Here is a 12,767-nt window from a genome sequence, read left to right as displayed (position 1 = left end):
ATTGACTCGTAGCGTCGTCGGTATGCCAAGCCTTTCCGGAAAGACAGCCCTCATCACCGGTTCCACCGGCAATATCGGACGCGCCATCGCCGAGGCGTATGCCGCCCGGGGCGCGCACGTCGTGGTCTGCGGCCGCGAGGACGTCCGCGGGAACACCGTGGTCGAAGGCATTCGCGCGGCGGGCGGCCGCGCGGACTACCTGCACGCGGACCTCGACGGCACGCCGGCCGCGAGCCGCGCCCTGGCCCGAGCGGCCACCGCCGTCCTCGGCGGGCGGATCGACATCCTGCTCAACAACGCCGGAATCTATCCTCCCGCAACGACTTTCACCACCGACGAGGCCATGTTCGATCGGGTGTACGCGGTGAACGTCAAGGCGCCGTTCTTCCTGACCCAGACCGTCGCGCCCGCGATGATCGACGCCGGTGGCGGAGTGATCATCAATTTGGGCTCGTGGGTCGCGCGTCTGTCGGTGCCGGTCGGCGCGCTCTACGCCTCGACCAAGGGCGCGATGGAAACCCTCACCCGTGCCTGGTCCGCGGAGTTCGGCCCGCGGGGAGTGCGCGTCAACGCGATCTCCCCCGGCGTGATCCGCTCCGGTGACCAGGCCCCGGACGTGCCGAGCCCGAGCGGGGCGATGATGTACGGCACCCCGGCCGGGCGACCCGGCACACCCGAGGCGATCGCCGCGGCGGCGGTGTACCTGGCCTCCGACAACGCGGAATTCGTGCACGGCACCGTACTGGACGTCGACGGCGGCCGCACCGGGGTCGCGGTCGTCGCCGAACCCGTCGCGGCCGCCGCCCGCGCCTAAGCCGGATCGGGCGCGGTGACCTGGCTCAACCGGCCCTCGGCCAAGCACAGCCACCGCTGCACGCGCACCTCGGTCAGGAAGTGTTCGTCGTGGCTGACCACGATGAACGCACCCCGGTAGGCCTCGAGCGCACTCTCGAGCTGCCCGATGCCGACCAGATCCAGATTGTTGGTCGGCTCGTCCAGCAACAGCAGATGCGGTGCGGGTTCGGCGAACAGCGCGCACGCCAGACTCGCGCGCAACCGTTCCCCGCCGGAGAGCGCGCGCACCGGGCGATGCGCGGCCGGGCCACGAAACAGCAAGCGCGCCAACGCGTTCATCCGCTCGGCGGCGGACAGTTGCGGTGCGCTCACGGCCAGATTCTCCGCCACGCTCGATGCCGGATCGAGCAGATCCAGCCGCTGGGACAGATACGCCACCCGGCCCTGCGCATGCCGGATCCGGCCGCGGTCCGGGGTCAGCGCACCGGCCAGAACACGCAGCAGGGTGGATTTGCCCGCGCCGTTCGGGCCGGTCAGCGCGATCCGCTCGGGTCCGCGAATGATCAGATCAACCCCGCTGCCGGTGAACATCTCCCGCTCACCGAGCCGCACGCCGATACCCTCGCCCTCGAACACCGTGCGCCCGGCGGGCACCTCGGTTCCGGGCAGGTCCAGCACGATGCGCTGATCCTCGCGCACCGCGCGCTGGGCTCGGTCGAGCCGGTCGCGCGCCGCGTCCACGCGCGCGGTATGAGTCTGGTTCGCGCGGGCCGCGGACTCCTGGGCGTTGCGCTTCATGGTGCCGGCGAAGATCTTGGGCAATCCGGCATCGCCCAGGGTGCGCGCGGCGTTGCCCGCTCGGCGCGCGGCGCGTTCGCGGGCCTGCTGCATTTCGCGCTTCTCCCGCTTGACCTCCTGCTCCGCGGTGCGCACATTCTTCTCGGCCGCTTCGCGCGCGGCCTGCACGCCGTGTTCGTAGGCGGTGAAATTGCCGCCGTGGAAACGGATTTCGCCGCGATCGAGTTCGGCGATGCGGTCCATCCGGTCCAGGAGCGGACGGTCGTGCGCGACCACGAGCAGACATCCGTTCCAGTCCTCGAGCACCCCGTACAGGCGGTGGCGCATATCGATGTCGAGGTTGTTGGTGGGCTCGTCCAGCAGCAGCACGTCCGGGCGGCGCAGCAGTTGCGCGGCCAGCCCGAGGGTGATGATCTGCCCGCCGCTGAGGGTATCCAGGCCGCGGGTCAGCGCGATATCGGCCAGTCCGAGCCGTTCGAGCTGGGCCCGGGTGCGCTCCTCGATATCCCAGTCCGAGCCGATGAGCGCGAAATGTTCCTCACGCACATCACCGGATTCCACCGCGGCGAGTGCAGCCAGGACCGGAGCGATGCCCAGTATCTGCGCGACGGTCGATTCCGCGGTCAGCGGCAGGGTCTGGGGCAGATACCCCAGGAGGCCCGCGACGGTGACGCTGCCGCCGCCGGGACGCAGGTCGCCGGCGATCAACCGCAGCAGCGTGCTCTTGCCCGTGCCGTTGGGCGCGACCAGTCCCGTGCGCCCGCCGGGCACGGTGAACGACAGATCCCGGAATACGGGCGTGTCATCGGGCCAGGTGAACGACAGGTTCGAACAAACGATGCGAGCATCGGACATGGGGGAGGCTCCCGCAGTGAGACGGGCGCGGACCGGCCGCGCCGCGGATGGCGTATCGGTGGAACGACGACATGGCCACGACAGCCGCACCGCGTGCGCTGGTGGCCGGACTCCGGGGTCTATCCGGAGATGTCGAGTTCACCCGCCATATCTGGTCTCCTCACCGAGGTGTCGAGCAGCGGTCACTGTATACCACCGCTTATCCGCCGGTGGCCGCGGCGTCGTTCTCCGCGCGTTCGAGCCGGGCCCGCATGCGGGTGAAAATCCTTCCCAGACAAGCCAGTTCGTCCTCGGTGAGCTCATCCAGGAACAACTCGCGCACGGTGCGGGCATGATCGGGGGCCGCGGCCAGGAATGCCTCTAGCCCGGTGGCGGTGAGTACCGCGCGATAGCCGCGACCGTCGCCGGGGGCCGGTTCGCGGGTGAGCAGGCCGCGTTTGATCATCGAATTGACCTGATAGGTGATGCGGCTGCGGGAGAACACCATACGATCGGCCAGCTCACTCATCCGCAGCCGATGCTGCGGAGCTTCGCGGAGCAACAGCAGCAGGTGGTAGTCGATCAGGCTCAGCCCGCTCGAGGCCCGCAGCGCGGCATCCACGCAGGTCTCCAGTCGCACGCTGCCCTCCAGATAGGCGCGCCAGGCCTGGACTTGATCCGCACGCAGTTCGCTCGGCTCGGGCATATCACTCCTCACTGCTACAAATCTTGATCATACGAGACGAGCCGGTCGACGACGCCGCCGCAGCGGCCGGGAAAACACGCATCGCACTACCGGGAATGTTCGGCAGCGACCTATGGTTGTCGGGGTAGACAAAATTTCAACTACATTGGAGGTCGCCATGCCAGCGGTGACAGCGGACACCCTGACGCTCACCCGGGTGCACACCCCTGACCCGGCGGTGACGTCGCAGCGTCGCGTCCGATCGGTGACGACGGCGCCGACCGGTTACGAGGGCGAGGGATTCCCGGTGCGCCGCGCGTTCGCCGGGGTCTCGCTCGCGGATCTGGATCCGTTCATTCACATGGACCAGATGGGCGAGGTGGAGTACGCACCGGGCGAGCCCAAGGGCACCCCGTGGCATCCGCACCGCGGATTCGAGACCGTCACCTACATGATCGACGGCACCTTCGAACACCAGGACTCCCACGGCGGCGGAGGCACCATCAGCAACGGGGACACCCAGTGGATGACCGCGGGCAGCGGCATCCTGCACATCGAGAAGCCACCGGAGTCGCTGGTGGTCTCCGGCGGCATGTTCCACGGTGTCCAGCTGTGGGTGAACCTGCCGCGGGCGAACAAATTCAACGCGCCCCGGTACCAGGACATCCGCGGCGGGCAGGCCACCCTGCTGTCCTCCGAGGACGGCGGCGCGCTGCTGCGGGTGATCGCCGGTGAACTGGACGGGCATACCGGCCCGGGCAGCACTTTCACCCCGATCAGTCTCGTGCACACCACGATCAGCCCCGGCGCGCAGCTGAACCTGCCGTGGAACCGCGAATTCAACGCGCTGGCCTACGTGCTGGCCGGTGTCGGCACCGCCGGGCAGGAGCAGCGGCCGATCCGCAAGGGACAGCTGGTCGTCTTCGGACCGGGTGAGGCGCTGACCCTGGCCGCCGGCACCGCCACCCCGGCCGCCGAACCGAATCTGGAAGTTCTGCTGCTGGGCGGCGCCCCGATCCGGGAGCCGGTCGCGCACTACGGTCCGTTCGTGATGAACACCCGTGCCGAGCTGATGCAGGCGTTCGAGGACTACCAGGCGGGCAAGTTCGGGGTCATCCCCGCGGAGAAGCTGCCGCACACCGACGGCGACCCGGCCCCGGAGCCCGGCACGCGGGCATGAGGCCGAACCCCCGATCGCGCGGGCGCGCCACCCCTGGCCCGCGCGATCCGGAACCGCACCCGCCGCGGCCGGACCCATCACCGGACACGCCGGCCGACATCGTTGACACGCTCTGGTGACAATCCCTAGCCTCGGCACCCGATACGGGCACGGCACCACTGCGGCGACCGACGAATGGGACCCCCTTGACCACCAGCGATTTCGCTTACACCGGGTGTGACAATCTCGAAGCGATGGCCCGAGCGGTCAACTACAACACCTTCCTGGTCGACACTGTCGACCGCCACCTGAGCGCCGGCGATACCGACTCGCGTGTGCTGGACTTCGGTGCGGGTGCGGGCACCTACGCCGATATGCTCGCCGCGCGCCGGATCGCCCCGGTGTGTCTCGAGCCGGACGAGGGCCTACGACATATCCTGCGCGGCAAGGGTTTTCAGGTCGTCGACCACGATCTGCCGCCCACCTGCGACAGCGAGCGGTACGGCCTCGTCTACACCTTCAACGTGCTCGAGCACATCAAGAACGACCAGGCCGCCGCCGAACACCTGGCCGCGCTGCTGCGTCCCGGCGGCACCCTGGTCGTGTACGTGCCCGCCATGGAGATCCTGTTCACCGCGATGGACGCCAAGGTCGGGCACTACCGCCGCTACCGCCGCACGCAGCTGAACCGGATCCTGCGCAACGCGGGCCTCGAGATCGTCGAATCGCGCTACTGCGACCCCCTGGGGTTCTTCGCCACCCTCGCCTACAAGGTGATCGGATCCGGCGATGGCACCATCAACCCCCGCTCGCTCGAGTTCTACGACCGTGTTCTGTTCCCGCTGAGCCGAGCGCTGCAGCCGCTGACCGGCAAATTGTTCGGCAAGAACGTCATGGTCGTGGCCACCAAGGCCTGACCGGCCCGAGTGGCGGACGGGCTCGTCCGTCAGCGTCCGGCCAGCGCTTCGCGCCGAATCCACTGCCACAGGCTGGGGTTGTCGGCGGTGGTGATGACGCTGATCGTCGTGTGCACGTAGCGGTCGTCGTCCAGTGCGGCCAGCAGGCAGGCCGCCAGGTCCACGCGGGCGGTGAACCGGCCGTCGGCGTGGCCCTGCACGACGGTGTAGTCGGTGACCGACGGCAGGTGATACAGGCCGTTCGGGCGCACGATCGTCCAGTCCAGCCGGGTGCCGCGGATCAACTCCTCCATCCGGCGCATGTCGTCGTAGAGCGTCTTGCCCAGCACACGCGTCACATACGGCAGCAGCACCCGGTTGAACAGGATCCCGCCGTCGGAATACCGGTGCGGATTCACTCCGCTGGAGCTGACCACGACGAGCCGGCGCACCCCGTGCCGTTCCATCGCGGCGACGATATTGGCCACGCCACGGGAATAGGTCTCGATCGGTTCCTTCCCGGGCGGCACCCCGAGCGTGGACAGCACCGCGTCACACTGCGCTGTCGCGGCATCGATGGCCATCGGATCGAGCACGTCGGCACCGATCACCTCGAGCCGATCATGCTGCAGCGGAAACGATTCCGGCCGGCGGGTGACAGCGGTGAGGTGATGTCCGGCGGCCAGTGCCCGACCGGTGAGCAGGCGGCCGGTGGGACCATTGGCGCCGAAGACGGTGATACGCATGACGGGATGTCCTTCCATTCGTTCGGGTAACGGGGCGAACACGAGTGCCCGGCGCCCGCCCGGCTGTGACAACCCGAGCCTGTGACGAGCGCCACCACGGTGCGGGTGTCACAAATCGGTCGTGGCGCGCCACTGATGCAGGACAGCGTCGACCGGCAGACAGGACCCACCATGCGCGACGACGAGCCCGCCGACCCCGCCACCGAAGCCTTCGTCGCGCACCGCAACCTGCTGTTCACCGTTGCCTACGAAATGCTCGGCTCGGCCGCCGACGCCGAGGACGTCCTGCAGGAGACCTGGTTGCAGTGGGCCGGCGCCGATCTCGGCGCGGTGCGCGACCACCGCGCGTTCCTGGTCCGGATCACCACCCGCCAGGCCATCCGGCGGTTGCGTACTCTCGGGCGCCGACGCGAGTCGTATATCGGTCCGTGGCTGCCCGAGCCGCTGCTCACCGTGCCCGACGTCGCCGAGGACATCGAACTGGCCGACAACGTGTCGATGGCGATGCTGCTGGTGCTCGAAACGCTGGCCCCGACCGAGCGGGCGGTGTTCGTGCTGCGCGAAGTGTTCGACATGGCCTACGACGAGATCGCGCACGCGGTGGACAAAAGCCCCGCCGCGGTCCGCCAGATCGCCCACCGCGCCCGTGCCCACGTCGCCGCGCGCCGGCCGCGCGGTGCCGTGAGCGCGGTCAAGGCCCGGCAAGCGCTCGGAGCTTTCCAGCGGGCGGTCGAAACCGGTGATCTACAGGGACTGCTCGATGTTCTGGCACCCGATGTCGTCTTCCTGGGCGACGGCGGCGGAGTCAAGCAGGCGACGCTGCGACCCATCATCGGCGCCGACCGGGTGGTGCGCGTGCTGAGCGGCGGCACGGGCTGGATGGGCGGGCGGGCATCGGCCGAATCCGCACACGTCAACGGCTGGCCCGCGCTGATCATCCGGCTCGATGGCCGGATCGACGGCGTCGTGGCGGTGCGGATCGACAACGCCCTGGTCACCGGGCTCTACTACGTGCGCAATCCGCACAAGCTTTCCCGCCTGCACACCGAAACCGTCCTCGACCGTTGATCGCGCGATTTCGGCCACAGCATCACAGGAACGTCAGATAGGCAACGAATCTCGGCCCGCCACATCGACATCCGCGTAGGTTCGCCCGGATGTCGGTGCGAACCGTCTGCGCGACAGCTGAAGTCGCGCACTCACCGATGTGCGGCAAACGCGCGGGACGACCGGGCGGACCCGCCCGTCAGCACTGTGGCCGGAAGCCCGGATCCAGCCCCGGCGGGTGCGGGCGAGTCAGCGGAAGTGCGGCTCCCGCAAAGGGTTTCGATCGTCGTTCCGGGCACGGGATCGGCCCGGTGGCAGGTGCGGTCAGCTGTTCTCGGCCGCGTCGAAAGCCGGTCCGAGCGGGGCCAAGGCTCGACGCAGCAGTTCGGGCAGCGAACCGGAGGTGACGACGAACCCCGCGGATTCCAGGCCGGGCGCGGCTTGCAGCCAGCGGTCCAGCGCGATCCGTACCGCGGCGCATACCGACGCGGCCAGCACCTCGCCGGTGAGGTCCTGCCCGGCAGGCAGGCGGGCGGCGATCGCCTCGGCCAGCGGCGGGGTGATCGCCCCGGTCGCGCCGAGGAACGCCGCGCGCAGCGCCGGCCGGGCGATGATCATCGCCAGCGCCTCCCGGTGGTGCTCGCGCGGGTCGGTGTACTGCGCCACGACCGCGTCGGCGACCGCGTCGGCGAGCCGCACCCCGGGCGAGCGTGCGGCGACCGCGTCGGCAACCCGCGCCTCCCGATCGGCGGTGACGGCGTCGACGATCGCCTGCTCGCGGCTGGAGAAATAGTTGTTGTAGGTGCGTGGCGAGACGCCGGCCGCCTCGGCGATGTCCTCGACGCGCACATTGTCCGGCCCGTGGACCAGGGCCAGCCGCAGCGCCGCCTCCCGCAGCGCCACGCGGGTGGCTTGTTTCTTGCGCTCACGCAATCCCGGCGATGTCCTCGTCACGACCTCATCATGACACAAAACATGCGTATGCGAAATATTGCGTGCACGCATGTTTTGCGCTTAGTCTCGTGCCACATCGCCGATCCACAGACGGGATAGACATATGCGCGGCAAGGGAATGACCTACGACACCGGATTCGTCCGCAACGGCGCCTACTCGCGGCTGGAGTTCGACTCCGCCGTGGTCGCGCGGGAGCTGGCCATCATCCGGGACGATCTGCACTGCACCGCGGTCCAGATCACCGGTGGCGACCCCGATCGGCTCGAGCTCGCCGCCCGGCACGCCGCGGACCTGGGACTCGAGATCTGGTTCTGTCCGTACCCGCTGGAACTGAACGCCGAGGACACGTTGTCCCTGTTCGCCGAGTGCGCCCGGCGGGCGGAAAGTCTGCGTCGCGCCGGAGCCGAGGTCGTCTTCGTCACCGGCGTCGAACTGACCCTGATGAACCGCGGCTTCCTACCGGGCGAGGACATCGGGCCGCGGCTCGAACGACTCCTGGAAAGTCCTGGCCGCCTGCGCGCACTCGGTGAGGCCACCGCTCGCCTCGACCGCTTCCTCGCCGAGGCGGTCGCCGTGGTCCGCAAGCATTTCGGCGGCAAGCTCACCTACTGCGCCATACCGTACGAGCAGATCGATTGGACGCCTTTCGATTTCGTATCGGTCGAACTCATCCGCACCGCCGAGGTCGCCGACACGTTCGCCGAGGGCGTGCGCGCCCTGGTCGCGCGGGAGAAACCGGTGGCGATCACCGGTTTCGGCACCGCGACGTGGCGCGGGGCGGGCGAGGTCGCCGCACGCAGTAACGAAATCGTCGAAACCGATCCGCGCACAGGCGATCCCGTGCGCCTGAACGGTGACTACCTCCGAGACGAGGCCGGGCAGGCCGCCTACCTCACCGAACTGCTGGAGATCTTCGACAGCGCCGGAGTCGACAGCGCCTTCGTGTTCCTGTTCGCCCTGTACAGCCACCCGCACCGTCCCGACGGCGACCCGCGCGACGACCTGGACCTGGCCAGCCTCGGCATCGTCAAAGTCCTCGAGGACCGCCACGGAAGGACCTACCCGGACATGCCGTGGGAACCCAAGGCCGCGTTCGCCGCCGTGGCCGAGCACTACCGCGGCAAGGAGTGAAACCTGTTCGCTCGCAAGCGTTCCAGGGCCGGGGACGGGCAGAGAACCGCACCCTTCAGCCGTTGTGTGACCGCGTCGGCGTTCGGCGCGACCGCCCTGCCCGTGGGATCCGAAAACGAGGACTCCGGCGCCGTTCCCGATCAGGCAAGTGCGACCTCGATCCGGGCGAGGTGGGCGGCGAGGATCTCCTCGAACGCGGCGCGGCGGTCGGCCCCGAGGGGCCGGATCTCGCGGGCGAAGTGAGCCAGGGCAGGGAAGCGGTCGGGGTCGGCGCCCAGGACCGCCACCCGGAACTGCTCCATGCCCTGTTCGTACTCGTCCGGCGCCAGGGTGCCGATACCGGCCTCGGCGGCGATCAACGCGGCGAGCAGGATCACCAGCCGGTGATACCGCAGCGGAATTTCCTCATCGGGCAGGCCCGAGGACCGCAACGCCTGCAGCACCTCCTCCATGACCAGCCGGGAACCGGTGCCCCCGGAGCCGTAGCGGCCCCAGATCGCGGCGAGTTGGGGGTGCTCGCCGAAAGCCGCCCGCAGGCGCATGGCGGTTGCGGTGATGCGCTTTTTCCAGTCACCCTCCGGGCGGTAGCCGTCCATCGCGGCCACCAGGATCCGGTCGGCGACCTCGCGCAGTAACTCGGTCTTGTTCCGGAAATGCCGGTAAAGGCTGGAGGAGTCGGTACCCAGCGCTGCGGCGAGTTTGCGCACGCTGAACGACTCGGTGTCGCTCGTGCGCAACAGTTCCGCCGCCGTGTCCACTATTTCCTCGGTCGACCAACGCCTTCGGCCTGCCATCTCACCTCTCTCGTCCAGGCCCAGCATAACCTATGCACTTGCCGTTGCACGCGGTGCGTGCAACACTGTTGACATCCGGCCGGGAAGCGTTGCCGGATCGAGGAGGAAGACAGATATGAGCGAGACCACCGTCGTGCCGCGGCCGCCCGAGCCGGAGTTCTCGGCGATGACAGCCGGGGAACTGATCGCCTACCGTGAGGCGGAGAATCGCTGGCGGGCCTCCAGCGCGGCGTGGCCGATCATCGGAAAGCCGGACCCCGGGGCCGCGATCGAGTGGCAGGTGCTGGCGCTGCCGGGCCGTGACGTTCCGGTCCGGGTCTACCGGCCGGTGCCGGCGAGCGACGGCGCGGTCGGCACACCGACCGACCTGCCCCTCGTGATCCACGTGCACGGAGGCGGTTTCGTGGGCACCGCGGCGCAATGTGATTGGACCAACAGCCACCTCGCCGCCCGCCTGCCCGCGCTCGTCGTCTCGGTCGAGCACCGCCTCGTCGCCCCGGACAGCACGCTCGCACACGCCGCCGACGACGGCTGGGACGTGCTCGGACATGTGGTGCGGCACGCCACGCGGTGGGGTGTCGACCCGGCGCGCACGGCCGTCTTCGGTGAGAGCTTCGGCGCACTGATCACCGCCCTGACCGCGATCCGCGCCCGCGACGCCGGTCTGCGGCTCGCTGCCCAGGTACTGGTGAATCCCGCGGTCGAGGTGACCGAGACGATGTACGATCACCCCTCCATCGCCGAATACGCGTACAGCCCGACTCCCGCCCTGCCGGTGCTGCGGTTCTTGCAGCGGCTCGCCGTCCCGCCGGGATCCGACGCCCGCGCATTCTCCCCGCTGCACGCCGACGACCTGAGCGGGCTGGCGCCCGCACTGCTGGTGGTGCCGACTCGGGACGCCCTCGCCGACCACGGCCGCCGCTACGCCGAACGGCTTCGAGCGGCCGGAACGTCCGTGCGGCTCACTGAATACCCGGGAGCCCGGCACGCCTTCCTCACCCTGCCGGGTATGGAACCGCAGGCCGAAGTCGCCCAAGCAGAGATACTCGAGTTCCTCCGCGTGGCCCTAGCGGGGTAAGTCGGCCTTCAGAGGTCCGAGTTTTCGCGGACCGCCACGGCCGGGCCGATCCGGACATGCCGTAGAGAAACCCGACCGCGTCCACCGCCGCCGAGGTACTACTGCGGCGACAGAAAGGTGAGTCGTTGCGGCACAAGCGATCCGGGGCAGGTTCGATGGTGCCCGAGCCGGTGAAGCGGCTGGACTCGCTCACGAACGCCGCGGCCCGCCGGGAGCTGTCCGAGGAGCAGGCTGCCACATGGCACGCTGGGCCCAGACCGAGGACCCCAGTGAGCCGAACGCCCCGCAACCCCGGCGTGGATGTCGATGACGCCCTGGCCGATCATTTCCTCGGACTTTCGACGGGCGCACACGGTGGCTACCGAGGCGCTGCTGCTGACCCGCGACAACCTCACCCGCGTGATCGATGCGGAGGCCATGATGTTCGTGCATGGTGACGCCGGGTCGGGAAAGACCTTGTCGGTCAACGCTTCTCTGCGGGAGTTGCTCACGACGGCGATGACATGCCGGGTGCGGTTCCGGGCCCGGGAGCACCGGCCGAGCGGTGAACGGTCTGCGCGGCGTTGTTGATCAGGATGTCCAGTGGGCCCTGTGCGGCGACATCCTCGGTGAGCGCGATGACCTCGGCCGGATCGCGCAGGCCCACACCGCGCGATATTCGCTACACACTGTCCGATGCGCTCGGGATCGGCGGGACGCCGCCGCGCAGACCGATCGAGTTCGACCTGCTGCTCGAAGACGTGTTGTCCGAGCGGTTCCGGGTGCTGATGTGATGAGGCGCAACGGTTGTCGCGCGGATAGTCGACGCGTCGGCGGCGGGAATCTGCGCTGAGAATTTGCCGCATATGGTCGCATACTATATGCGGCGATGCCGGAGTCGTCCTGCCACGATGTACCGTTCGAGCAGGGGCAACTCGGGAAACTATCTGCGGTACTGGTGGGAGGTTGGTCGAGTGGGGCGGGCGGGTCCGGATGCTACCGACGTCGACGAGCAGTGTGCGGTTGTCGGCCGCGGTGTGGATCTACCTGGCCACGATCACCGCGCCCAACACCCGCGCGACCTACGCGGCAGCGCTGGATCGGCTGGTACACGTTCCTACGGGACGGCAAGGCCGCCAAGACATTTCCACACCCGGTTGACCACGCTTGCCGCGGCGTGCGTGCACGGGGGGAGCAGTAGTGGCTGGTCGGTGATCCGCTGGTGCGGTTGCGGGCGCGGCCCGCGCCTCCGGACACCGGTAAGGCGTTGAGCCGGGAGCGGGTCACCGAGATCCCGGGATCGGATGCGCCGCTGCGGGAACGGGTGCTGTGGCACCTGCTCTACGAATCCTGCGCGCGCGCCGAGGAGGTACTGATGCTGGATGTGCCCGATCTCGATACGGCGAACCGGTGCGCGGTGGTGATCCGCAAGGGCGGGGCACGGGAGGTCATCGCCTGGCAGATCGGCACTGCGCGGTTGCTGCCGCCGATGCTCGCCGGGCGCGAGTCCGGTCCGGTGTTTCTCACCGACCGCAGAGCGCGATCCTCGGTGGCCCGCAACGATATCGATCCCTCGACCGGGCAGGGCCGCTTGTCGTATCGGCGTGCAGCGGAGTTGTTCGAGACCCACACCGAACGTTTCGACGACGGCCCGTACACGCTGCACCAGTTGCGACACTCCCGGCTGACCCACGCCGCCGAACAGGGCGCGTCGACACCGGTGCTGATGAAACTGTCGGGTCATACCTCGGTGCGCAGCCTCGCCAAATACGCGCGAGTCTCCGACGCCGGGCTGCGACGGTATCAGGCCGACAGCGACCCGGCCCGCTCGTCGGCGAGCGGGCCGGTGACCGGCAGATGAGATCCGCGT

Annotated in this window: 15 protein-coding genes; 10 read left to right on the top strand and 5 right to left on the bottom strand. The window is 69.0% G+C overall.

What is annotated here, in order from left to right; translation table 11 throughout:
• Nucleotides 1-22 precede the first annotated feature (22 nt).
• On the top strand, nt 23-814 hold the full coding sequence (locus AC5WS7_RS07150; RefSeq protein ID WP_495953505.1) for an SDR family NAD(P)-dependent oxidoreductase: 792 nt from the start codon (nt 23-25) through the stop codon (nt 812-814).
• Here the strand turns inward: AC5WS7_RS07150 and AC5WS7_RS07145 are convergent.
• Both AC5WS7_RS07145 and AC5WS7_RS07140 read right to left on the bottom strand, forming a co-directional pair.
• A complete protein-coding gene (locus AC5WS7_RS07145; RefSeq protein ID WP_495953504.1) occupies nt 811-2,448 on the bottom strand; it encodes an ABC-F family ATP-binding cassette domain-containing protein in 1,638 nt (545 codons plus the stop codon). The genes AC5WS7_RS07150 and AC5WS7_RS07145 overlap by 4 nt on opposite strands.
• A gap of 199 nt (nt 2,449-2,647) precedes the next feature.
• Nucleotides 2,648-3,133, bottom strand: coding sequence for a MarR family winged helix-turn-helix transcriptional regulator (locus tag AC5WS7_RS07140; RefSeq protein WP_495953503.1), 486 nt, complete (start codon nt 3,131-3,133; stop codon nt 2,648-2,650).
• Nucleotides 3,134-3,290: 157 nt separating this feature from the next.
• Here AC5WS7_RS07140 and AC5WS7_RS07135 point away from each other — a divergent pair, with 157 nt between their 5' ends.
• The gene (locus tag AC5WS7_RS07135; RefSeq protein WP_495953502.1) at nt 3,291-4,292 is read left to right on the top strand and encodes a pirin family protein; all 1,002 of its coding nucleotides are present in this window, start codon (nt 3,291-3,293) and stop codon (nt 4,290-4,292) included.
• Between the two features lie 185 nt (nt 4,293-4,477).
• A complete protein-coding gene (locus tag AC5WS7_RS07130; protein ID WP_495953501.1) occupies nt 4,478-5,188 on the top strand; it encodes a class I SAM-dependent methyltransferase in 711 nt (236 codons plus the stop codon).
• A gap of 29 nt (nt 5,189-5,217) precedes the next feature.
• On the opposite strand, the gene AC5WS7_RS07125 is transcribed toward AC5WS7_RS07130, so the two are convergent.
• On the bottom strand, nt 5,218-5,913 hold the full coding sequence (locus tag AC5WS7_RS07125; RefSeq protein WP_495953500.1) for an NAD(P)-dependent oxidoreductase: 696 nt from the start codon (nt 5,911-5,913) through the stop codon (nt 5,218-5,220).
• Nucleotides 5,914-6,084: 171 nt separating this feature from the next.
• On the opposite strand from AC5WS7_RS07125, the gene AC5WS7_RS07120 reads away from it, so the two are divergent.
• The gene (locus tag AC5WS7_RS07120) at nt 6,085-6,981 is read left to right on the top strand and encodes an RNA polymerase sigma-70 factor (protein ID WP_495953499.1); all 897 of its coding nucleotides are present in this window, start codon (nt 6,085-6,087) and stop codon (nt 6,979-6,981) included.
• Between the two features lie 303 nt (nt 6,982-7,284).
• Here AC5WS7_RS07120 and AC5WS7_RS07115 read toward each other — a convergent pair whose 3' ends face one another.
• The gene (locus AC5WS7_RS07115; RefSeq protein ID WP_495953498.1) at nt 7,285-7,914 is read right to left on the bottom strand and encodes a TetR/AcrR family transcriptional regulator; all 630 of its coding nucleotides are present in this window, start codon (nt 7,912-7,914) and stop codon (nt 7,285-7,287) included.
• Between the two features lie 103 nt (nt 7,915-8,017).
• Here AC5WS7_RS07115 and AC5WS7_RS07110 point away from each other — a divergent pair, with 103 nt between their 5' ends.
• Entirely contained in the window at nt 8,018-9,046 is a 1,029-nt protein-coding gene (locus AC5WS7_RS07110) for a glycoside hydrolase family 113 protein (RefSeq protein WP_495953497.1), read from the top strand.
• 140 nt (nt 9,047-9,186) lie between these two features.
• On the opposite strand, the gene AC5WS7_RS07105 is transcribed toward AC5WS7_RS07110, so the two are convergent.
• The gene (locus AC5WS7_RS07105; protein WP_495953496.1) at nt 9,187-9,804 is read right to left on the bottom strand and encodes a TetR/AcrR family transcriptional regulator; all 618 of its coding nucleotides are present in this window, start codon (nt 9,802-9,804) and stop codon (nt 9,187-9,189) included.
• A 151-nt stretch (nt 9,805-9,955) separates the two neighbouring features.
• Here AC5WS7_RS07105 and AC5WS7_RS07100 point away from each other — a divergent pair, with 151 nt between their 5' ends.
• From AC5WS7_RS07100 to AC5WS7_RS07080, 5 genes are all read left to right on the top strand, one after another.
• The gene (locus AC5WS7_RS07100) at nt 9,956-10,918 is read left to right on the top strand and encodes an alpha/beta hydrolase (protein WP_495953495.1); all 963 of its coding nucleotides are present in this window, start codon (nt 9,956-9,958) and stop codon (nt 10,916-10,918) included.
• A gap of 354 nt (nt 10,919-11,272) precedes the next feature.
• Entirely contained in the window at nt 11,273-11,488 is a 216-nt protein-coding gene (locus tag AC5WS7_RS07095) for a hypothetical protein (protein ID WP_495953494.1), read from the top strand.
• Nucleotides 11,489-11,535: 47 nt separating this feature from the next.
• Nucleotides 11,536-11,691, top strand: a complete 156-nt coding sequence (locus tag AC5WS7_RS07090) for a hypothetical protein (RefSeq protein WP_495953493.1) — start codon at nt 11,536-11,538, stop codon at nt 11,689-11,691.
• Nucleotides 11,692-11,890: 199 nt separating this feature from the next.
• Nucleotides 11,891-12,058, top strand: a complete 168-nt coding sequence (locus AC5WS7_RS07085; RefSeq protein ID WP_495953492.1) for a hypothetical protein — start codon at nt 11,891-11,893, stop codon at nt 12,056-12,058.
• Nucleotides 12,059-12,119: 61 nt separating this feature from the next.
• Complete coding sequence (locus AC5WS7_RS07080; protein ID WP_495953491.1) at nt 12,120-12,758, top strand: site-specific integrase; 639 nt, start codon at nt 12,120-12,122, stop codon at nt 12,756-12,758.
• Nucleotides 12,759-12,767: the final 9 nt, after the last annotated feature.

It is taken from the genome of Nocardia sp. PLKS1-43, from assembly GCF_059510335.1.
Note: the sequence above shows the minus strand (reverse complement) of the source record. Positions and strands in the feature narration are given on the sequence as shown.